Here is a 22,158-nt window from a genome sequence, read left to right as displayed (position 1 = left end):
AGTGTGAACTTCGTGAAGACTTTCGACACCCTGTTTACCGAGCTGACCCGAAAGGCGCAGGAGCGCCCCGAGGGTTCGCTGACGGTGGCCGAGCTGGACCGTGGCGTCCACGGCATCGGCAAGAAGATCGTGGAGGAGGCCGCCGAAGTATGGATGGCCGCCGAATACCAGAGCAATGATGAGGCCGCCGAGGAGATCTCGCAGCTGCTCTACCACCTGCAGGTGATGATGATCGCCAAGGGACTGACCCTGGAGGACGTGTATCGACATCTGTGAAGCCCCCGCTTCACCCTCGATACCCAACTCCAAACCTAAGGTTCACCCATGCTGAGAATCGCCATCCCGAATAAGGGATCGCTGTCCGAAACCGCCACCCTGATGCTTGCCGAGGCGGGCTACGCGACCCGTCGCGACCCCAAGGAACTGCACCTGGTCGACGCCGAGAACGACGTCGAGTTCTTCTTCCTGCGTCCCCGCGATATCGCCACCTATGTGGGCTCCGGTGCCCTCGATGTGGGTGTCACCGGCCGCGACCTGCTGCTGGACTCGGGATCCGATGCCATCGAGATCGAGCCGCTGAACTTCGGCGACTCGACCTTCCGTTTCGCCGGCCCGGCCGGTAAGTTCACCGAACTGAGCGACCTGGAGGGTGTCCGCGTGGCCACCAGCTATCCGGGCCTGGTGGGCGACTTCCTCGCCGCACACGGCGTGAGTACGCACCTGGTGAAGCTCGACGGCGCCGTGGAATCCGCCGTGCAGCTCGGCGTGGCCGACGCCGTGGCCGACGTGGTCTCCACCGGTGCGACCCTGCGTAAGGCCGGACTCGATATCTTCGGCCCGGTCATCCTGGAATCCACCGCGGTTCTGATCCGCTCCGAGCAGGAACAGCCCGGCTTGGCGACCCTGCGTCGCCGCCTCGAGGGTGTGCAGGTGGCCCGTCAGTACGTGCTTATGGACTACGACCTGCCGCTCTCGCTGCTGGATGAGGCCACCGCGATCGCTGGTGGCCGCCAGTCGCCGACCGTGTCGCCGCTGCGCGAGCCCGAGTGGGTCGCCGTGCGCGTCATGGTTCCCAAGCGCCGCACCAACCAGATCATGGATGCGCTCTATGAGCTGGGTGCCCGCGCGATTCTGGTCAGCGCAATTCACGCCGCACGTCTCTAAGGGGGAAGGTCATGACACTCGCAACGCGTGTGATCCCGTGCCTCGACGTGGCCAATGGCCGCGTGGTCAAGGGTGTGAACTTCCAGAACCTGCGCGATCAGGGCGACCCGGTCGTGCTCGCCGCGAACTATGCGGCCCAGGGTGCGGATGAGATCACCTTTCTCGATGTGACCGCGACCGTGGATGGGCGTGCCACGACCTATGACGTGGTGACTCGCACCGCCGAGCAGGTTTTTGTGCCGCTGACCGTGGGCGGGGGTGTGCGCTCCGCCGAGGACGTCGCCCGCCTGCTGGGCTGCGGCGCCGACAAGATCGGTGTGAACAGCGCGGCGATCGCGCGCCCCGAGCTGATCGGCGAGATCGCCGACCGTTTCGGCGCGCAGGTCGTGGTGCTCTCCCTCGACATCACCCGTGATGCCGCGGCCCCCTCGGGCTTTGTGGTGACCACCCACGGTGGCCGCACCAAAACCGAGCTGGACGCGCTGGCCTGGGCCACCGACGCCATCAACCGCGGTGCCGGCGAGTTGCTGGTCAACTCGATCGATGCCGACGGGACCCGCGACGGTTTCGATCTGGAGCTGATCCGAGCGATCCGCGCCATTTCACACGTCCCGGTGATCGCCTCGGGCGGCGCCGGAGCGCTTGAACACTTCGCCCCGGCCGTGCAGGCGGGGGCCGATGCGGTGCTCGCCGCGAGTGTGTTCCACACCGGCGCGTTCACCATCGACCAGGTCAAGCTGGCGCTGGCGGACGAGGGGATCGAGGTGCGGCGATGAGCGGCACCGTCACCCTGAACACCTCGAGCCCCGAGGCCGTGGCCGCGAGCGTCACCTATGACGATAACGGTCTGGCCCCGGCGATCATTCAGGAGGTGGGCACCGAACGCGTGCTCATGCTCGGGTACGTCAACGCGGAGGCGCTGCGGCGCACCCTGACCGAGGGGAGGGTCACCTTCTGGTCGCGATCGCGCCAGGAGTTCTGGCGTAAGGGTGACACCTCCGGCCACGCCCAGTATGTCCGGGATGTCAGTGTCGATTGTGATGCCGACACCCTGCTCATCCGCGTGGTTCAGGTGGGAGCTGCCTGTCACACCGGCGCACACTCATGTTTTGATGAGCGCACGGTTCCGGCGGTTCCGGGAGAGGTTCCCGGCCGCCCCTAGCCACGTGCACGTACGCCCGCTAGCCTCGAACGAGGGCGCGGCGCGAACATTCGGGAGTTTTGATGAGTAACAGTATGTCCGGCACCACCACCCGTGCGGACTTTGACCGCCTGGTTTCGGCGGGCGAGCACCGGGTGGTTCCGGTTGCCCGCGAGATTTTTGCCGACGGCGAAACACCGGTGGGCATCTACCGTAAGTTGGCCGCCGGGAAGCCCGGGAGCTTCCTGCTGGAATCCGCCGAGCAGGGTGGCATCTGGTCGCGCTATTCGTTTATCGGGGTGTCCTCGTTTGGTGTGCTCACCGAGCGCGACGGTGCGAGCCACTGGATTGACTACGATCTGAGTGCCGAGCGCGCCTTCGGTGCGTCGATCCCCGCCGGCCCGCTGGATGCCGTGGACGCGTTTTACCGTCGCTGGGCCGGCCCCAAGATCGAGGGCTTCGCCCCGCTGACCGGTGGCCTGGTCGGCTTTATCGGCTGGGAAGCCATTCGTCAGATTGAGCACCTACCCGATGCGCCGCCGCGCGAGATTCCGGTGCCCGATCAGGCGCTGAGCTTCGTGGAGAGCCTGGCCGTGTGCGATCACCGTTCGGCCACCGTGCGCCTGATTGTTAACGTGCTGCTGGATGACGAGCTGGACGGCGACACCCGCTGGGCCCACGCCCAGGCGCAGCTCGACGCCCTGCAGACCGGCCTGGCCCAGCCCGCCGAGGCATGGCTCGCCGAGGCTGACTTCTCGCTGGTGGCCGATCCGACCAACCGTACCGATCCGCAGGACTATCTGGACGGCGTCCTGGCCTCGCAGGAGTACATCCGTGCCGGCGACATCTTCCAGGTGGTGCTCTCGCAGCGCTTCGATCTGAAAACCGAGGCGGAACCGGTGGATGTCTACCGGGTGCTGCGCGCGCTCAATCCCAGCCCATATATGTACCTCTTTGCGCTGGAGGATGCGGAGGGGCGCCCCTTCCACGTGGTGGGTTCCTCCCCGGAGGCGCTGGTTAAATCGGAGGGTGGTCACCTGATCACCCATCCGATCGCCGGATCCCGCCCACGCGGGCGCACCCCCGAACAGGACACCGAACTCGCCGACGAGCTGCTCGACGACGAGAAGGAACGCGCCGAGCACCTGATGCTGGTCGACCTGTCCCGCAACGATCTGGCCAAGGTGTGCACGCCCGGCACCGTCGAGGTGACCGAGTTCATGCGGATCGAACGCTTTAGTCACATCATGCACCTGGTGTCCTCGGTGGAGGGTACGCTCCGTGCGGATGCCAGCCCGGTGGACATCTTCCGCGCGACCTTCCCGGCCGGCACCCTCTCCGGTGCCCCCAAGCCGCGCGCGCTGGAGATTATCGACGAGCTGGAGCCCGCCCAGCGTGGCGTGTACGGGGGAGTCGTGGGCTACTTCGGCCTCTCCGGTGACGCCGACCTGGCCATCGCCATTCGCACCGCCACCATCGTCGACGGCACCGCCTACGTGCAGGCCGGCGGCGGACTGGTGGCCGACTCGGTGCCCGAACTCGAAGCGGCCGAAAGCCGCAATAAGGCCGCCGCACCGCTGCGCGCGGTGGCCATCGCCAACGCACTCACGAGGATTTCATGACCCAGCCCACCGAAGCCACCCCGACGGAAGCGGAGAAGATCGCCAAGAAGCGCCGCGGACTCAAGTCCCGCTCGCTGCTCCTGCTGATTGTTGCCGGGGGACTGGGACTGCTCTCGTGGACCCAGACCTGGGTCAACCTGACTGTCAACATCCCCAGTGGCGGCAGTAAGGACCTCGCGGTCAACGGGACCATCGCCGCACCGGCGCTGACGGCCCTGGCCCTGTGTCTGATCGCCCTGGCCGCCGCCCTGTCGATTGCCGGATATGTGCTGCGTCTGCTCTTTGGTGGACTCTCGGTGATTCTTGGACTGTGCATCGCCCTCGAGGGCATCCTGGTACTGCTGAACCCCGGTGCCTCCTCGGGGGCCGCGGTCACCGAGGCCACCGGCGTCGCCGGACCCGCCTCGATTGCCCAGGTTATTACCGCGTCGAGTGTCACCTTCTGGCCCTATGTGGGTCTGCTCGGGGCGGCGATCGCGGTCTTCACCGGGTTTGTCATCATCCTGACGGCCAAGCACTGGCCGGGATCCGCCGGACGTAAGTATCAGACCACCCCGCGAGTGCGGGTCGTGGATGAGAACGCCATGCCCGACGCGATCGACAGCTGGGATGACCTGAGCCGCGGCGAAGACCCCACCGATCCCACCATCGCCCCCAAGCCCTAACCCGACGCGCACCCCGCCGTTTCCCGGATTCTCACCCAGCGCACACCACCTCGACCCGCGCGCCTCGCCTGAGTCGCACCGCGTGGGTGCGCACGCCCCCGGCGATCCCCGATAGGATGGATCCGCCCATTCGTTTAAGGAGTTTCATGAGCACCGACATTTCCGATCCCGGACACGGACACTCGCCCGCAGCCTGGACCGCCGTCATCGTTATGCTGGCCGCCGTTACCATCGGCACCGTTGCCTTCTGGTTCGCCCAGGTATGGCTGGTGTGGGCTTCGGTTGCGCTGATCGGCGTGGGTGCGCTGCTCGGTTGGATCCTCTCGAAGGCCGGTTGGGGCGTCAGGGGCCCCAAGTACGTCACCAAGAGCCACTAGCTCATGCTCGCCGACCTGATGGCGGGAGCCGCGGCCGATGCCGCCGATCGTGAGCGACTGAAGCCGCTCGAGGCGGTGCGAGCCGAGGCGCTCGCCCGCCCCGCCGCGATCGATGCCCTCGCAGCGCTGGCGCCGAGTGACCGGGTGAAGATCATCGCCGAGGTCAAGCGCGCGAGCCCCTCGCGCGGTGACCTCGCCGAGATTCGCGATCCCGCCCAGCTGGCCGTGTCCTACGAGACCGGCGGCGCCAGCACCATCAGCGTGCTCACCGAGGGACGAAAGTTCAAGGGGTCGCTGGCCGACCTCGAGGAGGTTCGTCGTTCGGTCGCGCTGCCCGTGCTGCGCAAGGACTTCATCTCGTCCCCGTACCAGGTGTACGAGGCGCGCGCGGCCGGAGCCGACCTGGTGCTGCTGATCGTGGCCGCACTGGATGATGCCACCCTGGCCTCGCTGTACGCGCTGATCACCGAGCTCGGCATGACCGCGCTGGTGGAGACGCACAGCGAGGAGGAGCTGCACCGCGCGCTCGCGCTCGGCGCCCAGCTGGTCGGTGTGAACGCCCGCAACCTTTCCACATTCGAACTCGATCGTGACCTCTTTGGCACCCTCGCCCCGCAGATCCCCGCCGGGGTCATCCGGGTGGCCGAATCCGCCGTGCTCTCGCCGGCCGATGTGCGCCACTACCGCGAGGCCGGTGCCGATGTGGTCCTGATCGGCGAGGCCCTGGTGACCGGAGACCCGGTCGCGACCCTCGCTGAATATCTGGCGGTTTAATCCCTATGACGGATCTTCGTTCCGAAACCGGACCGTACTTCGGTGCCTTCGGTGGTCGTTATTCCCCCGAGTCGCTGATCGCGGCCCTCGATGAGCTCACCGAGGCGTGGGACAGCGCCCGGAATGACGAGGCCTTCCTCGATGAGTTCCGCGCGCTGCTGCGGGACTACGTGGGTCGTCCCTCGATCATTACCGAGGTGCCCCGCTTTGCCGAGCACGCCGGTGGTGCCCGGATCATTCTCAAGCGCGAGGATCTGAACCACACCGGTTCACACAAGATCAACAACGCGCTGGGTCAGGTGCTGCTCACCAAGCGCATCGGCAAGACCCGGGTGATCGCCGAGACCGGTGCCGGACAGCACGGTGTGGCCACGGCCACCGCCGCCGCGCTGTTTGGACTCGACTGCGTCATCTACATGGGCGAGGTGGACACCGAGCGCCAGGCGCTCAACGTGGCCCGTATGCGCCTGCTGGGCGCCGAGGTTATTCCGGTCAAGACCGGTTCGCGCACCCTCAAGGACGCGATCAACGACGCGATGCGTGACTGGGTCACCAACGTCGAGACCACCAACTACATCTTCGGAACCGTGGCCGGACCGCACCCGTTCCCCGCGCTGGTTCGTGATCTGCAGAAGATCATCGGTGAGGAGGCCCGTCAGCAGGTTCTGGACCTGACCGGCGCGCTGCCCACCGCGGTGACCGCGTGTGTTGGCGGAGGATCCAACGCGATGGGAATCTTCCACGCGTTCCTCGACGACGCCGACGTGGCCCTGTACGGCTTCGAGGCCGCCGGTGAGGGCGTGGACACCCCGCGTCACGCGGCGACGATCACCAAGGGCCGCCCCGGCGTGCTGCACGGTGCGCGCTCGTACCTGCTGCAAGACGAGGATGGCCAGACCATCGAGTCGCATTCGATCTCGGCGGGCCTTGACTACCCGGGCGTGGGTCCCGAGCACTCGTGGCTCGCAGACCTCGGCCGTGCGCAGTACCGCCCGATCACCGATGCCGAGGCGATGGAGGCCTTCCGCCTGCTGAGCCGCACCGAGGGCATCATCCCGGCGATCGAGTCCTCACACGCGCTGGCCGGCACGTTGAAGCTCGGCCGCGAGCTTGGACCGGACGCCACCATCCTGGTGAGCCTGTCGGGTCGTGGCGATAAGGACATGGAAACCGCGGGTCGCTACTTCGACCTGATCGACGAGGGAGCCACGCAGCTGTGACCCAGGTACACGATACCCTTGCGGCCCTGCGCCGCGACGGTTCCGGGGCCCTGATCGGATACCTTCCGGTTGGCTTCCCCGATTTCCAGACCAGCGTGGACGCCGCGGTGGCCATCGCCGAAAACGGCGTGGACATCATCGAGCTCGGTGTGCCCTACTCGGACCCGGTAATGGATGGGGCCGCCATTCAGGCGGCCACCGTTCAGGCCCTGGCCGGTGGGTTCAAGCTTGCCCACGTGTTTGAGGCGGTTCGTCAGATCCGCGCCCGCGTGGACGTGCCGGTCCTGCTGATGACCTACTGGAACCCGGTCATTCAGTACGGACCCGACCGCTTCGCCGACGACCTGGTCGCCGCCGGCGGTGCCGGGCTGATTACTCCGGACCTGATCCCGGATGAGGCCGCCGACTGGCTCTCGGCTTCGGATCGGACCGATCTGGAACGCATCTTCCTGGCCGCGCCGTCCTCGAGTGACGAGCGCCTGAAGACCGTGTCGGAGCTCAGCCGTGGGTTCGTCTATACGGTGTCCACGATGGGAATCACCGGTGCCCGCAGCGAGATGGACGGTGCCGCCCGCGCACTGACCACCCGCCTGCGCGCCGCCGGAGACAACTTCGCCTGTGTGGGACTGGGGATTTCCAGTGCCGCCCAGGTGCGTGACGTGCTCAGCTATGCCGACGGTGCCATCGTCGGTTCCGCTCTGGTCTCCGCCCTCGCCGAGGGTGGAGTGCCCGCCGTGGCCGCCAAGGCCGCCGAGCTGGCAACCGGTAAGAGCGAGTCGAAGTAGAATTATCCGCGCCGCCAGGCGTATCTGAAGAAAGGCGTGACCCGGGTGATTTCCCTGAGCATCCCCAGTCCCGAGATTAACTCGTTTAATATCGGGCCCGTAACCATCTACTTCTATGCCCTCTGCATCATGGCGGGCATCGTCGCCGCGGCGTTCCTGGTGAACCACCGCCTGAATAAGCTGGGTGCCGGTAACGGCGTCGTGCTGGACATGATCCTGCTGACCGTGCCGATCGGCATCATCGGTGCGCGGATCTTCCATGTGCTGACCCACCCCAACGACTACTTCTATCCGGGAGCGAACCTCTGGGAGGTCGTGGATATCCGTAGTGGTGGAATCGCGATCTTTGGTGCGCTGCTCGGTGGTGCCGTGGGTGCCTGGCTCGGCTGCAAGTGGACCGGACTGCGGTTCTGGGTCTTCGCCGACGCTCTGGCCCCGGGTCTGCTGCTGGCCCAGGCCTTCGGTCGCTTCGGCAACTACTTCAACCAGGAGCTCTTCGGTACCCCCACCGACCTGCCCTGGGGCCTGCAGATCGACAGCACCAACGCTGCCTGGCCGCTGGGCCTGCCCGCCGGTACCCTGTTCCACCCGACCTTCCTCTACGAGGTCATCTGGAACCTGCTCGGTGTGCTGTTCCTGCTGTGGCTCTCGCGCAAGATCAACGTGGGCTGGGGCAAGGTCTTTGGCGCCTACCTCATTTGGTACGGCGCTGGACGCACCGTGTGGGAGTCGATTCGCATCGACCCGAGCGAGATTTTCTTCGGAATTCGGGTAAATGTTTGGGCCGCTCTGCTCGCCATCGTGGTGGGAATTGTCCTGATCATCGTGCAGAACAAGCGCCACACCGGTTTGATCCCCTCGGCCTACCGGCCGGGTCGTGGCGATAAGGACGCTCAGGCTGGAGTAGGATCTTCACACACCGATGTGGAGTACGTAGATACCACTGACCCCTCGGTTCCGGCAACGGCGCCGGTAGCTGAACCGGCCACAAGCCGGGAAGGCGCAACCCCCTAACCCGCTCGGGTTCAGCCAGAACATACCCAGTTACAACGCATTGGCCCGGGACAGGTTAGACCTGCCCCGGGCCAATGGCGTCCCATCCCCTTAAACACTCCGTAAGGGTGGATTCATGACGCAACACAGTCCCTATCAAAGCTTCTCCGCGGTTCCGCCGCGGCAGGGGCTTTACAACCCGGTCCAGGAAAAGGACGCCTGTGGCCTGGCCGCGGTCGCTACCCTGCGTGGTACCGCCGGACACGACATCATCGAGCTGGCCCTGCAGGCCCTGCGTAACCTCGAGCACCGCGGTGCGATCGGCTCGGATGCCGGCACCGGTGACGGCGCGGGTCTGCTGAGCCAGGTGCCCGACGCATTCCTGCGCGAGGTTACCCCGTTCGAGCTTCCCGAGGCGGGGGAGTATGCGGTCGGTATGGCCTTCCTGCCCCAGGACGCCGCAGAGCGCGCCGCTCAGAAGGCCGCGATCGAACAGATCGCCGTCGAGGAAGAGCTCACCGTGCTGGGTTGGCGTGAGGTGCCCACCGACCCCGAGCACCTCGGCACGCTCGCTCGCGAGGCCATGCCCGCGTTTGAGCAGCTGTTTGTGCGCGTGGAAACCGAAATCGCTCACCACGCCCCCGAGCCCCAGCTGCACGAGCACTCGCCGATCGAACCCGGCGCCCCGGAGGAGGTGAACCCCAGCCCCACCAAGCTTGTCACCAACCTCTCCGCGGCCTCCACGGCCACCTCCTCGATCCCCACGATCACCACCCCCTCGTCGAGCGCCTCGATCCCCACTCCCGCGCGCTCCGAGGACGTTCCTCCCGCGGTCCCCACGACCGCCGCGCGTCCCGCCCGCCCGGATCCCCTCCTGCTGGATCGGCTGGCCTACCGACTGCGCCGTCGCGCCGAGCATGAGCTCGGTGCCTACTTTGCCTCGCTGTCGAGCCGTACCCTGGTCTATAAGGGCATGGTCACCACGCTCCAGCTTGAGCCGTTCTACCCCGATCTTTCGGATGCCCGTTTCGCCTCCAAGCTCGCGCTGGTGCACTCGCGGTACTCCACCAACACCTTCCCGTCGTGGCCGCTCGCACAGCCGCTGCGTATGCTCGCCCACAACGGCGAGATCAACACCGTGGAGGGTAACCGTAACTGGATGCGCGCGCGTCAGTCTCAGCTGGCCAGCGACCTGCTGGGCGACCTCTCGCCGCTGCTGCCCATCTGCACCCCCGGCGCCAGCGACTCGGCGTCGCTGGATGAGGTGTTTGAGCTGCTGACCCTGTCGGGTCGCTCAATCACCCACGCGATGACGATGCTGGTGCCCGAGGCCTGGGAGAAGAAGGCCGGGTTGGATGACAACCTGCGGGCGTTCTACGAGTTCTCCGCACTGCAGATGGAACCGTGGGACGGCCCCGCCGCCCTGACCTTCACCGATGGCACCCAGGTGGGGGCTACCCTTGACCGCAACGGACTGCGTCCGGGCCGCTGGCTCGAGACCACCGATGGCCTGGTTGTCCTCGGCTCCGAGATCGGTATCCTGCCGATCGCCCCCGAGCGCGTGGCCCGCAAGGGTCGCCTGCGTCCGGGCCAGATGTTTGTGGTGGACACGGCCGAGGGCCGGATCATCGAGGACACCGAGGTCAAGAAGGGCCTGGCCGAGTCCGAGCCCTGGGCCAAGTGGCTGGAGACCGAGCAGATCACCCTCGAGGACCTGCCCGAGCGCGAGCACATCGTGCACACCGCCGCCTCGATCACCCGCCGTCAGCGGACCTTCGGGTACACCGAGGAGGAGGTGCGCATCCTGCTGGCCCCGATGGGTCAGAACGGTGCCGAGCCGCTCGGTGCGATGGGATCCGACACCCCGATCGCCGTGCTGTCGGACCGCCCGCGCCTGGTGTTTGACTACTTCACCCAGCGCTTCGCCCAGGTGACCAACCCGCCGCTGGACGCGATCCGTGAGGAGCGGGTCACCTCGCTCTCGATCGGTCTGGGTCCCGAGCACAACCTGCTTGAGGACGCCCCCGCCCACGCGCGCCGGGTGATCCTGAAGTTCCCGGTGATCAACAACGATGAGCTGGCCAAGATCCAGCACATCGAGCCCGAGGACCTCTCCAGCGCGCCCGCCGAGCTCGCGGTGACCATCCGTGGTCTCTACCGCTTCGACCGCGGCGAGAACGCGCTGCGCGACCGCCTGGACGAGATCCGCGCCGAGGTGGACACCGCGCTGGCCCGCGGCGCCGAGTTCCTGGTGCTGAGCGACCGCGAGTCCACCAAGGACCTGGCCCCGATTCCCTCGCTGCTGCTGCTCTCGACCGTGCACCACCACCTGGTGGAGCGGGAGAACCGCATGCGCGTGGGCCTGATCGTCGAGGCCGGTGACGTGCGTGAGGTGCACCACGTGGCCCTGCTGATCGGCTACGGTGCCACCGCGGTCAACCCGTACCTGGCGATGGAGACCTGCGAGCACCTGACCCGTATCGGTGTGATCACCGGTATCACCCCGGAGCAGGCCGTCAAGAACGTGATCTACGCCCTGGGTAAGGGCGTGCTGAAGATCATGTCGAAGATGGGTATCTCGACGGTGTCCAGCTACGCCGGCGCCCAGGCCTTCGAGGCCGTGGGTCTGTCCCAGGAACTCATCGACGGCTACTTCGGCGGCACCGTGAGCACCCTGGGTGGCGTGGACCTCGGTGTCCTGGCCGCCGAGACCATGTCGCGGCACAAGAGCGCCTACCCGGACAACTCCGCCGAGCGGGTGCACGAGCGCCTGAACACCGGTGGCGAGTACCAGTGGCGTCGCGACGGTGCCCCGCACCTGTTCAACCCCGAGACCGTCTTCAAGCTGCAGCACGCGACCCGCTCGCGCCGCTACGACATCTTCCGCGAGTACACCGCCCTGGTGGACGAGCAGAACGAGAAGTTGATGACCCTGCGCGGCCTGTTCCGTCTCGAGGGCCACGGCCGCACCCCGGTGCCGCTGGACGAGGTCGAGTCCGTCGCCGACATCGTGAAGCGCTTCTCGACCGGAGCGATGAGCTACGGCTCGATCTCCAAGGAGGCCCACGAGACCCTGGCGATCGCCATGAACCGTCTCGGCGCCAAGTCGAACACCGGTGAGGGTGGCGAGGACACCGAGCGTCTGCTCGACCCCGAGCGTCGCTCCTCGATCAAGCAGGTAGCATCCGGCCGCTTCGGCGTGACCAGCATGTACCTGACCCACGCCGACGACATCCAGATCAAGCTCGCCCAGGGCGCCAAGCCCGGCGAGGGTGGTCAGCTGCCGCCGACCAAGGTGTACCCGTGGGTGGCCCGTACCCGTCACGCAACCCCCGGTGTCGGCCTCATCTCGCCGCCCCCGCACCACGACATCTACTCGATCGAGGACCTCAAGCAGCTCATCTTCGACCTCAAGCGGGCGAACCCCGCCGCGCGCATCCACACCAAGCTGGTCAGCCAGGCCGGTATCGGTGCGGTGGCCGCGGGTGTGGCGAAGGCGCTGTCCGACGTGATCCTCGTTTCGGGTCACGACGGTGGTACCGGTGCGTCCCCGATGAACTCGCTGAAGCACGCGGGAACCCCGTGGGAGCTGGGCCTGGCCGAAACCCAGCAGACCCTGATCCTCAACAACATGCGTGACCGCGTGGTGGTGCAGGTGGATGGTCAGCTGAAGACCGGCCGCGACGTCATCATCGGTGCCCTTCTGGGTGCCGAGGAGTTCGGTTTCGCGACCGCCCCGCTGGTGGTTTCGGGCTGCATCATGATGCGTGTCTGCCACCTGGACACCTGCCCGGTGGGTGTGGCCACCCAGAACCCGGTGCTGCGCGAGCGCTTCACCGGTAAGCCCGAGTTTGTGGTGAACTTCTTCGAGTTCATCGCCGAGGAGGTGCGCGAGTACCTCGCCGCCCTGGGCTTCCGCACCCTGGACGAGGCCATCGGCCGGGTGGACCTGATCCACGCCGGAGATGCCGCCGCCCACTGGAAGGCGCGCGGACTCGACCTGGACCCGCTGCTGTACCGTCCCGAGACCGAGCAGGCCCTGCGCGGCATCCGCACCCAGGACCACGAGCTGGATCAGCACTTCGACAACCAGCTGATCGCACACGCCAGTGCGGCCCTGGAAAACGGCGAGCCGGTGGCGATTGATCTGCCGATCAACAACACCGACCGTGCCGTGGGCACGATGCTCGGGCACGAGGTGACCAAGCGTCACGGTGAGGCCGGCCTACCCGAGTCCACCATCGAGGTTGCGCTGCACGGTACCGCCGGTCAGTCCCTCGGCGCGTTCATGCCCGCCGGAATCGCGCTGCGCCTCGAGGGCGAAGCCAACGACTACGTGGGTAAGGGACTGTCGGGTGGTCTGATCACCCTGCGTCCGCCGCGCGAGGCCACCTATCGGGCCGAGGAATCGGTGATCGCCGGTAACGTGATCGGCTACGGCGCCACCTCGGGTCAGATCTTCCTGCGCGGAGTCGTGGGCGAGCGCTTCCTGGTGCGGAACTCCGGGGCCACCGCGGTGGCCGAGGGCGTGGGCGACCACGCCCTGGAGTACATGACCGGCGGCGAGGCCCTGATCCTCGGACCCACCGGCCACAACGTGGGTGCGGGTATGTCCGGTGGTGTCGCGTACATCTACCGTCTGAACCCCGAGGCCGTGAACCCCGACGCCCGCGAGAGCGGCGAGCTGGGTGTGCACCCGCTGGACCGCGCCGATCAGGAGCGCCTGCGCGAGCTGCTCGGCCGTCACTTCGAAGCAACCGGTTCGCCGGTGGCCGAGGCGATCCTCGCGGACTTCGAGTCCGCCTCAACCGAATTTTCTAAGCTCGTACCGCGCGACTTCGCCGCGGTACAGGCCACCCGCGCCCAGGCCGAGACCGAGGGTCTTGACCTGGACGGCGACGTGGTTTGGGAGCGCATCCTGGAGGTGACCCGTGGCTAACCCGCGCGGATTTATGGAGACCACGCAGCGTGAAACCGCTGCCCGCCGCCCGGTGTCGGTGCGAATCATGGACTGGAAGGAGGTCTACGACAAGCGTGATGGCGCGACCGTGGCCCGCCAGGCCGGACGCTGCATGGACTGTGGTGTGCCGTTCTGTCACCAGGGCTGCCCGCTGGGAAACATCATCCCCGAGTGGAACGACCTGGTGCGTCGGGGCGAGGGCCACGCGGCCATCGAACGCCTGCACGCAACCAACAACTTCCCCGAGTTCACCGGCAAGCTGTGCCCGGCCCCCTGCGAGAGCGCCTGCGTGCTGGGGATCAACCAGCCCGCGGTGACGATCAAGGAGGTCGAAGCCTCGATCATCCAGGACGCCTGGGACAACGACTGGGTTCAGCCCCAGCCGCCCGAGCGCATCACCGGCAAGACCGTGGCCGTGGTGGGATCGGGCCCCGCGGGCCTGGCAGCCGCCCAGCAGCTGACCCGCGCCGGTCACACCGTGGCCGTGTACGAGCGTGAGGACCGCATCGGCGGCCTGCTGCGCTATGGCATCCCGGACTTCAAGATGGAAAAGGGCGACATCGACCGCCGCCTGGACCAGATGCGTGCCGAGGGTACCCGGTTCCGCGCCGGTGTGAACATCGGGGTGGACCTGACCTGGGAGGCGCTGCGCAAGCGCTTCGACGCCGTGGTGGTGGCCACCGGTGCCACCATCCCGCGCGATCTGCCGATTCCGGGTCGTGAGCTGTCGGGTGTGCACTTCGCGATGGACTACCTGGTGCCGGCCAACCGCGCGGTGGCGGGGGAGACTCCGGAGAACCTGATCGATGCCCGCGGCAAGCACGTGGTCATCCTCGGTGGTGGCGACACCGGTGCCGACTGCATCGGTACCGCGCACCGTCAGGGTGCCGCATCCGTGACAACCCTGGCGATTGGCAAGCAGCCCGGGACCGAGCGCTCGGATGCTCAGCCCTGGCCGACCATGCCGACCCTGTTCGAGTTCCAGAGCGCGCATGAGGAGGGCGGTGAGCGGGCCTACCTGGTCTCCACCGTCGAGTTCCTGTCGGACGAAGATGGGAATGTGTGCAGCATTCGTGTTGCCGAGACCGAGTTCGTGGATGGGCGGCGTGTCCCCAAGGCCGGGACCGAGCGTGAAATCCCTGCGGACCTGGTATTCCTTGCGCTGGGCTTCACCGGGACAGAGGGCGACACGGTACGCGACCAGCTCGGGCTTCCGATCGCCACACAGGGTAACCTGGAACGAGACAATGATTACCGGACCAACCAGCCCGGGGTCTTCGTTGCCGGTGATGCCGGCCGCGGTCAGTCGCTCATCGTATGGGCGATTGCCGAGGGTCGTGCGGCTGCCGCGGCGGTAGATCGCTACCTGGAAGGCACCAGTTCTCTCCCAGCCCCGGTGCACGCTCATGAGCGGGCGCTCTCGCTGTAATCACCCCAGCCGCGGCATATGCCGCAGAAGTTTGGAGCTCTATACCCATGAGACGCGCAAAAATTGTCGCGACACTTGGTCCGGCCACGAACACGTATGAGAACATCCGCGCGATCCTTGAGGCCGGCGTCAACGTCGCTCGGATGAACCTCAGCCACGGTGACTACTCGGTCCACGAGGCCGTGTACACCAACGTGCGCAAGGCTGCCGCGGACCTTGGTCACCCCACCGCCGTTCTGGTGGACCTGCAGGGACCCAAGATCCGTCTGGGCAAGTTCGAGGGTGGTCCCTACGACCTCGCCGAGGGCGACGTGTTCAAGATCACGACCGACGACATCATCGGCAACAAGGACATCTCCTCCACCACGTTCAAGGGCCTGCCCGCGGACGTGAAGGTCGGCGACCCGCTGCTGATCGATGACGGCAAGGTGGGCCTTGAGGTCACCGCCGTTGACGGCAACGTCGTCACCACCGTCGTGACCGTGCCCGGTCCGGTCTCGAACAACAAGGGCATCAACCTGCCCGGCGTTGCCGTGAACGTGCCCGCACTGAGCGAAAAGGATGAGGCCGACCTGCGCTGGGGCCTGAACCTCGGTACCGACTTCATCGCCCTGTCCTTCGTGCGTGACGCCAAGGACATCGTTCGTGTTCACGAGATCATGGACGAGGAGGGTCGCCGCGTTCCGGTGATCGCCAAGATCGAGAAGCCGCAGGCCGTGGACAACCTCGAGGAGATCATCGAGGCCTTCGACGGCATCATGGTTGCCCGTGGTGACCTCGGTGTGGAGCTTCCGCTGGAGGCCGTGCCGATCGTGCAGAAGCGCGCCATCGAGCTGTGCCGTCGTGCCGCCAAGCCGGTTATCGTCGCCACTCAGATGCTGGAGTCGATGATTTCGAGCCCGCGTCCGACCCGCGCCGAGACCTCCGACGTGGCAAACGCCGTTCTCGACGGTGCCGACGCGGTCATGCTCTCGGGCGAGACCAGCGTGGGTGCCTTCCCGGTGATCACCGTGGCCACCATGGCACGCATCGTGGAGTCCACCGAGGAGCACGGCCTGGAGCGTATCCCGGCCCTGGGCAGCAAGCCCCGCACTCAGGGTGGCGCCATTACGGCCGCCGCCGCCGAGGTGGGCGAGTTTGTGGATGCCAAGTTCCTCTGCGTCTTCACCGAGACCGGTGACTCGGTTCGCCGGACCTCGCGTCTGCGCAGCCGGATCCCCGTCCTCGGCTTCACCCCGCTGGAGTCGACCCTGCGTCGCATGCAGCTGAACTGGGGTGTCGAGGGTCGTCTGATCGAGACCGTGACCCACACCGATGCCATGTTCGGCCAGGTGGACGACGCGCTGCTGGGCGAGGAAATCGCCGAGCAGGGTGACAAGGTTGTTGTCATCTCCGGTTCGCCCCCCGGAATCTCCGGTTCGACCAACGACCTGCGCATTCACCGCGTGGGCGATGCGGCGAACCAGATCGTTCCGGCGTACGAGAAGTAGAAACGCCAGCAGTGACGGCCCCGGGGTTTTCCCCGGGGCCGTCCCGCGTTAACCCGCCCCCGTGTAGGGGATATTTTTGCGGGGCGCTTGTAGGTAGTGTGCGGTCATGACCACCAGTGATGCCGCCCCCGTTCTCATTCCCGCGGGCACCGTGTTTTCGCCCGCGGACATCACCTTCTGGGCCGATCGGGATAACCGGAGCCTCGAACAGGCCATCGCCGAGGCGGATGTGCTGGTGAGCTGTCCACACTCGGGGGCGGCCATCCCCGCCGAGATTTCGCGTTTCTTGGCCCCCGAGTTCACCCGGCGTCTGCAGTACGATTTTTCCGATGTGGCGACCTCGGCGATCGTGCGTCGCTGGGCCGAGATCGATCCCCGCATCGTCTATGTGGAGAATCCGCATCCTCGCCTGATTCGGGATCCCAACCGCAAAAAGCCCGAGGATCCGGCGGCGCTGCTGGCCGAGGCGATCGGACGAGTGCGGACGGCCGGCGCCTATCAGCGCGTGGACCTCACCGGAGTGGATGCGATTCGCCCGGTCACCTTCTCGTTCTATCCGTTGCTGCGGGTCCCCACCTCCGATGAGGAGCTCTCCGAGCTCACCTCAACCTTCGAGGCCGTGGCCGAGCAGGGACTCGGTGTGTATGAGCGTACCCGGGATGAGCTGACCGAGCGTTTCATTGCCGCCGCCTATGCGCGTGCGGCATCCGGGGGAGAGGCGTGGTTTACCAGGCTGAGTTTCCACGACACGATGAATACCACCACCACCCGCGAGGGGGCCGTCAACGTCGAGCGGGATCCGGCAGACCGGCTGCCGCGAGTGGTGGCGCTGTCCAACCGCGGCGATCACGCGGGGAATCCGCGTCCCGAAGGGCCGGTCACCATGAACCCGGTGCGGCTGCGGATGCTGGCGTCGGCCCACCGCGAGGCCTTCGCGGTCGAGCGCGCCGAGGATGTGGCCCTCAATCAGCCCTATCTGGGGAGCCAGGAAATCATCGCGGCGGGGGAGCGCTTCGCCCGCGAAACCGATGCGGCACAGGCCGGCGTGCACCTGGACGCGGTCCAGGCCGAGTTTCTGCGCGAGTTCCTGCTTGGAAACGCGGCGGTTCGGGTGCTGCATGAGCCGGGCACCGGCTGGATCACCGAGGACCCGGCGCATATCGACCAGGTCGCACACGCCTGCCGTGACGCCTGGGACCGCTACCGTCGAGCGTAGCCGCGCACAAACGGGACGTCCCCGCCGCATGTGCGGCGGGGACGTCCCGTGCACGGGCCACTAGACCAGCGTTTGCCGCCGGGTGAGCGGCAACGAACCCCGGGTGAGCAGCCAGGCGGCAAGCGCCCCGACCAGGGGAACCACCACCAGCAGCGCCAGGAAGTGTACCCACGGAATGGCCAGCGGAGCCCCCCAGGTTGCCGTGAAGATCAGGATCGCCGGAATGGCCCCGGCGATCAGGCCGAGAGCGGTCCCCAGCCCCGCGGTCAGCAGGGTTTGTGCGCCGGCTAACGATCTCCGCAGCCGTGTGGAAGCCCCCACACCCGCCAGCGTGGCATGGTCGGCGCGCCCATCGGCGAGGGAGAGGCCGGCCGTGATGCCCGCGGCGCTCAGCGTGACCAGTGCAGCACCCAACACGACCCACCACAGAATGGCGGTGCTGAACGTTGTGGGTCCGGTTTCGATCGAAAAGCGCCCATTCGGGATGATCGGCCCGGCTGCCTCGGCGGCGCGAGCCCGCTCGACATCGGTGAGTGTATCCGCGAAGGTCAGAATCTGCACCTGCGGGGTCACGGCGATGCCGAGTGCCGCAGCCGTCTCCGGCGAGATCATTCCGTAGTAGGTGAGGTCCCGATCGGGTTGCTCGACGCTCGCGGGCAGGGGCAGCGTGGCACTGGCCCGGGGCTGTGAGCCGGAACGACTGACGCCGTCCTCCTCATCTTCCCGAGCACTCCAGGCCGTCCTGTTGTGATAGCGAATCAGGGACGCGCGATCTGCCGATTCCATCAGCACGGGGTTACTCACCACGATGCCACCGTTTTCGAGGGTGTGCACCGATTCGGGAGACGGCTTGTGCCCAAGAACTGCGGCGAGGTCCTGGGGATCGCCAACCATGATCAGCGGCAGGCCTCGATCGCTGCCGGGTCCTTCGCGACCAATGCCCTGACAGCGCCAATCCGTCAGATCCAACGGGATGTTGGCATCGTTGACGACGCATCGGTTTTCCAGCGGCCAGGCAATACCCAGCTCCTCGCACCGGCTCGGGATCTGTTCGCTTCGCGAGTCCAGCCCCGCATCCGCGGCGCAAACCGATTGCGAATCTGCCCCCGAAATCACCCGACTGGTGGGTGCCGTGGACACGGTGGCTTCCACGGCCTCGAGGACTTTGCCGGGATCGATACGGTTGACCGAATCCGGTTCGCCCGCGGACGCAGCCGGGCTCGGGATCACCAGGGGAACCACGGCCTGCCCGGGATTTGCCGACCACCGGTAGTTCTCGTTGTCCGCGCGCGCATAGCTTGCCACGGTGACCATCAGCATCCCCGCAAGCGTGGCCGCGGCTAAGACCGCTGCCACCGCCGGGGTGGCACGCCCGCGGTTTCGTCCCGCATCCCGAGCCGCCAGACGCAGGGGGAGTGGGAACCTCCCCGCACGGGTGGAGAGTGCGGCGATGACCGGACCACAGAGGACAATCAGGGCGCTGGCGAGTGTCAGTGCCCCCGCGATGATGAGCCCCCACCAGAGCAGGGTCCACTCATTTGAGGTGAGTGTGCCCTGGGTTGCGAGGGCAACGGCAAAGCCGGCGCCGAGGAGCAGCACGGCAAGAATCAGGAGTACCAGTCCCACGATCGTGGATTTACGTGGCGCGATGGTCCCCGAGCGCCCACCCTTCAGCGCACCCAGCGTCGCTTGCCGGGCAACCTGTCGGGCCGGTACCGCGGCGGCGATGAGTCCGGCAAGGGTTCCGGCCAGCATCGCGACAATGGCCCCCTGCCACGCCACATGAACACCGAGGAAGCGGGTGGACCCCTGCGACTGCTGGAGCATCACAAAGGCGGTACCGGCGACACAACCGAGCAGCGACCCGACGATCCCGCCCACGAGGCCCAGCCAGACGCCACTCGCCGTAATGATCTGCCGGAGGCTCGCGGTTTCGGCACCGCTTGCCGCAAGAAGAGCGAGATCGCGTTGCTGGCGGCGCGCACCCATGGCAAAGGCCGAACCGGCGAGTAAGCACACCTCGAAGAGCGCAAGGGCGCCGATCAGCGCCAGGATTCCGGTGAATGTGATCAGGGACATGAACCGGTTGTTGTTTTCCACCGAGACGATGTCCTCGGTGAGCTCAAGATTGGTCGGGGGATTCACCGGGAGGTCGCGTGAGGTCAGCACCACGCCGTGCGCGTTGGCGGCCTTGGCGTCCTTCCATCCCAGCGCACGCTCGCCCACGAGATAGATGTCGGTGTCGCGAGCGGAGGCACGCAGATCCGGGGGTATCTGTTCCGGGGTCACGTAGACCCAGGTGGACGAGTCTGACCGGGTGGCATCGCGAATCGTACCGGTGAGGGTCAGGGCACCAACCGAGGTGGAGATCGTGTCACCCAGTTTGACGCCGCGGATCGCGAGGAAACCGGGGGCGGCGAGTGCCTCATCGCTGCGTTCCGGTGCGCGCCCCTCCAGCAGGGTGTAGCGGCCACGAAATGCCGGGTTGAGGACGTCGGAGGCCGTCGCATCGAGTGCGATATCCCGGTCGTCGGAGCGGACGGTGAGTTGAACGGTTGACCACGGGAGCGCGGTGTATCCGGGTGGGATGGTCTCCGCAGGCGGTGCCGGCGTGAAGTCCGCGACGACCCCGCCGGAGAGGTTGCCCTGGTCGCCATCCGTGGACTGGACCACCGGCCCATCGCCCCACGGGGCAGCGGTCAGTCGCCCCTGGGTGGACCCGAGCTCCGCGCGCGCCGTATCCTCCGGCGTGGGCAGTGCGCTCAGGAGCACGGTGGATCCCAGCGAGATCCCCATGATGGGAAGCGCGATGAGCGCCACGATCAGCGCCGAGCGGCCGCGATGTGTGCGAATGTCGCGGCCGGCGAGACGCATGCTCAACCGGGTACGGCGAAGAAGCCCACCGGGGGTGGGTGTCAGGTCGATGGGCATCGCTAGCTCGCACTCCCGCTCAGCAGCACGCGCGGGTCCCGCTGGGCCGCGGCCTGGTCGATGATGCGGCCGTCGCGGAGGAAAACCACCCGGTCGGCCCAGCCCGCATGACGCGCCTCGTGGGTCACCATGATGACCGCGGCACCGGCCTCGGCGCGCGAACGCAGCACCTCAAGCACCTCGTCTCCGGTGGTGGAATCCAGGGCCCCGGTGGGTTCATCGGCGAGGATCAGGCGGCGCTGGCCGACAATGGCCCGGGCGATCGCGACCCGCTGCTGCTGCCCACCGGACATCTGATCCAGAAAGCGATCGGCGAGATTATCAATCCCCACCTGACGCAGCGCATCGTGGGCCTGCCGGTGAGCCTTGCGCAGGGCGACCCCGTCGAGCTCGCGGGGGAGGGCGACGTTTTCCAGGGCGGTGAGGGTGGGGATCAGGTTGAAGTCCTGGAATACATAGCCGACCGCGCGGCGGCGCAGCCGGGCGAGCTCATTGGTGGACAGGCCGCCCAGCGGGGTGCCCTCCACAAACACCTCACCACTGGTGGCGCGGTCCAGCCCGCCGGCGAGGGTCAGGAGCGAGGACTTGCCCGAGCCCGAGGGCCCCATCACCGCCACGAACTCGCCCGAGTGCACGGTCAGCGAGACATCGCGCAGTGCGGCTACCGCGGTGGCACCCGCGCCGTAGTGACGAGACACCCCGGAGAGCTGCAGGATCTCGGTGCTCATTTGGCCACCCGCTCGGCCCGGGCATCCTCATGCGTGGCCTCGGAGCCGGTGGCCGGGGATCCGTTGGCTGGAGAACGAGTGGCCGTGCCGGCGGAGGCCTGTGCCCGCTTGGCCAGCCATCCCTCGCAGTGATCCAGCCAGCGGATCTCCGCCTCGGTTTCAAAGATCAGCGCGTCCAGGACCAGCAGCCAGGCCGTGCCGTCGGTGCCGTTTTCGGGGGCATCGAGTTCGGCTGCCGCGGAGCGGCGCTGCCGGGTGAAGTCCTGCAGGGTGGTGATCGAGGCGGCGCGCTGGGTCTGGATGATTGCGGACACATCGACCCCGTCCAGGGTGAGTGCCAGGGCCAGCTTGATCGCCAACTCATTGCGCGGCGGGTTCTGGTTCACCACCGGGGTAGCAAACCATCCATCGGCCTCGGCGCGACCGGCCTCGCTCAGACGGTAGATGACGTGTCCAGCACCGTCGTCGCCGTCGTTGACCACCAGGCCGTCTCGCTCCAGACGGTCCAGGGTGGTGTAGACCTGGCCGATGTTGAGCGGCCAGGTGGATCCGGTGCGCGACTCGAAGTCGCCGCGGAGCTGGTAACCGTAGCGTGGGCCCTCGCTCAGAAGCGCGAGTAGGGAGTGACGAATCGACACGGGATCCTCCAACCGGGCGCGAACG

At 67.0% G+C, this 22,158-nt stretch carries 18 protein-coding genes; 15 read left to right on the top strand and 3 right to left on the bottom strand.

Annotated features, from left to right (window positions below):
* Nucleotides 1-12: 12 nt before the first annotated feature.
* The 15 genes from M2390_RS06890 to M2390_RS06820 all read left to right on the top strand — a co-directional run bounded on the left by M2390_RS06890 (nucleotide 13) and on the right by M2390_RS06820 (nucleotide 17,836).
* Nucleotides 13-276 carry a phosphoribosyl-ATP diphosphatase gene (locus tag M2390_RS06890; RefSeq protein WP_030143515.1) on the top strand — a complete coding sequence of 88 codons (264 nt, stop codon included), beginning with the start codon at nucleotides 13-15 and terminating at the stop codon, nucleotides 274-276.
* Between the two features lie 48 nt (nucleotides 277-324).
* Nucleotides 325-1,164, top strand: coding sequence for an ATP phosphoribosyltransferase (gene hisG, locus M2390_RS06885; RefSeq protein WP_259177750.1), 840 nt, complete (start codon nucleotides 325-327; stop codon nucleotides 1,162-1,164).
* Between the two features lie 11 nt (nucleotides 1,165-1,175).
* A complete protein-coding gene (gene hisF / locus M2390_RS06880; RefSeq protein ID WP_259177749.1) occupies nucleotides 1,176-1,940 on the top strand; it encodes an imidazole glycerol phosphate synthase subunit HisF in 765 nt (254 codons plus the stop codon).
* Nucleotides 1,937-2,326, top strand: a complete 390-nt coding sequence (gene hisI / locus M2390_RS06875) for a phosphoribosyl-AMP cyclohydrolase (protein ID WP_187976081.1) — start codon at nucleotides 1,937-1,939, stop codon at nucleotides 2,324-2,326. The genes hisF and hisI overlap by 4 nt, the downstream gene beginning before the upstream one ends.
* Nucleotides 2,327-2,388: 62 nt before the next feature.
* On the top strand, nucleotides 2,389-3,927 hold the full coding sequence (locus M2390_RS06870) for an anthranilate synthase component I (RefSeq protein WP_259177748.1): 1,539 nt from the start codon (nucleotides 2,389-2,391) through the stop codon (nucleotides 3,925-3,927).
* A complete protein-coding gene (locus M2390_RS06865) occupies nucleotides 3,924-4,592 on the top strand; it encodes a Trp biosynthesis-associated membrane protein (protein WP_259177747.1) in 669 nt (222 codons plus the stop codon). The genes M2390_RS06870 and M2390_RS06865 overlap by 4 nt, the downstream gene beginning before the upstream one ends.
* Nucleotides 4,593-4,738: 146 nt before the next feature.
* Nucleotides 4,739-4,969 (top strand): DUF6704 family protein, encoded by a 231-nt coding sequence (locus tag M2390_RS06860; RefSeq protein ID WP_259177746.1) that lies wholly within the window; start codon nucleotides 4,739-4,741, stop codon nucleotides 4,967-4,969.
* Nucleotides 4,970-4,972: 3 nt separating this feature from the next.
* Nucleotides 4,973-5,743: an indole-3-glycerol phosphate synthase TrpC gene (trpC, locus tag M2390_RS06855; protein ID WP_030143522.1), complete on the top strand. Its 771-nt coding sequence runs from the start codon at nucleotides 4,973-4,975 to the stop codon at nucleotides 5,741-5,743.
* 5 nt (nucleotides 5,744-5,748) lie between these two features.
* Entirely contained in the window at nucleotides 5,749-6,963 is a 1,215-nt protein-coding gene (gene trpB / locus M2390_RS06850; RefSeq protein WP_259177745.1) for a tryptophan synthase subunit beta, read from the top strand.
* Nucleotides 6,960-7,748, top strand: a complete 789-nt coding sequence (gene trpA / locus M2390_RS06845) for a tryptophan synthase subunit alpha (RefSeq protein WP_030143524.1) — start codon at nucleotides 6,960-6,962, stop codon at nucleotides 7,746-7,748. The genes trpB and trpA overlap by 4 nt, the downstream gene beginning before the upstream one ends.
* A gap of 54 nt (nucleotides 7,749-7,802) precedes the next feature.
* Nucleotides 7,803-8,762: a prolipoprotein diacylglyceryl transferase gene (lgt, locus tag M2390_RS06840; protein ID WP_259177783.1), complete on the top strand. Its 960-nt coding sequence runs from the start codon at nucleotides 7,803-7,805 to the stop codon at nucleotides 8,760-8,762.
* 115 nt (nucleotides 8,763-8,877) lie between these two features.
* The gene (gene gltB, locus M2390_RS06835) at nucleotides 8,878-13,680 is read left to right on the top strand and encodes a glutamate synthase large subunit (RefSeq protein WP_259177744.1); all 4,803 of its coding nucleotides are present in this window, start codon (nucleotides 8,878-8,880) and stop codon (nucleotides 13,678-13,680) included.
* Nucleotides 13,673-15,130 carry a glutamate synthase subunit beta gene (locus M2390_RS06830; RefSeq protein WP_259177743.1) on the top strand — a complete coding sequence of 486 codons (1,458 nt, stop codon included), beginning with the start codon at nucleotides 13,673-13,675 and terminating at the stop codon, nucleotides 15,128-15,130. The genes gltB and M2390_RS06830 overlap by 8 nt, the downstream gene beginning before the upstream one ends.
* Before the next feature lie 47 nt (nucleotides 15,131-15,177).
* A complete protein-coding gene (gene pyk, locus M2390_RS06825; RefSeq protein ID WP_259177742.1) occupies nucleotides 15,178-16,620 on the top strand; it encodes a pyruvate kinase in 1,443 nt (480 codons plus the stop codon).
* A gap of 106 nt (nucleotides 16,621-16,726) precedes the next feature.
* Nucleotides 16,727-17,836: an N-formylglutamate amidohydrolase gene (locus M2390_RS06820; protein ID WP_259177741.1), complete on the top strand. Its 1,110-nt coding sequence runs from the start codon at nucleotides 16,727-16,729 to the stop codon at nucleotides 17,834-17,836.
* Between the two features lie 60 nt (nucleotides 17,837-17,896).
* Here M2390_RS06820 and M2390_RS06815 read toward each other — a convergent pair whose 3' ends face one another.
* Genes M2390_RS06815 through M2390_RS06805 form a run of 3 tightly spaced genes read right to left on the bottom strand, consistent with a single transcriptional unit; the run spans nucleotide 17,897 to nucleotide 22,133 of the window.
* Nucleotides 17,897-20,767: an ABC transporter permease gene (locus M2390_RS06815; protein ID WP_259177740.1), complete on the bottom strand. Its 2,871-nt coding sequence runs from the start codon at nucleotides 20,765-20,767 to the stop codon at nucleotides 17,897-17,899.
* A 2-nt stretch (nucleotides 20,768-20,769) separates the two neighbouring features.
* The gene (locus M2390_RS06810) at nucleotides 20,770-21,495 is read right to left on the bottom strand and encodes an ABC transporter ATP-binding protein (protein ID WP_259177739.1); all 726 of its coding nucleotides are present in this window, start codon (nucleotides 21,493-21,495) and stop codon (nucleotides 20,770-20,772) included.
* On the bottom strand, nucleotides 21,492-22,133 hold the full coding sequence (locus M2390_RS06805) for a PadR family transcriptional regulator (protein ID WP_259177738.1): 642 nt from the start codon (nucleotides 22,131-22,133) through the stop codon (nucleotides 21,492-21,494). The genes M2390_RS06810 and M2390_RS06805 overlap by 4 nt, the downstream gene beginning before the upstream one ends.
* Nucleotides 22,134-22,158: the final 25 nt, after the last annotated feature.

It is taken from the genome of Mycetocola sp. BIGb0189, from assembly GCF_024810155.1.
GTDB lineage: Bacteria > Actinomycetota > Actinomycetes > Actinomycetales > Microbacteriaceae > Mycetocola > Mycetocola lacteus.
The sequence above is the reverse complement of the archived record's forward strand: the minus strand, read 5'-3'. Positions and strand labels throughout refer to the sequence as shown.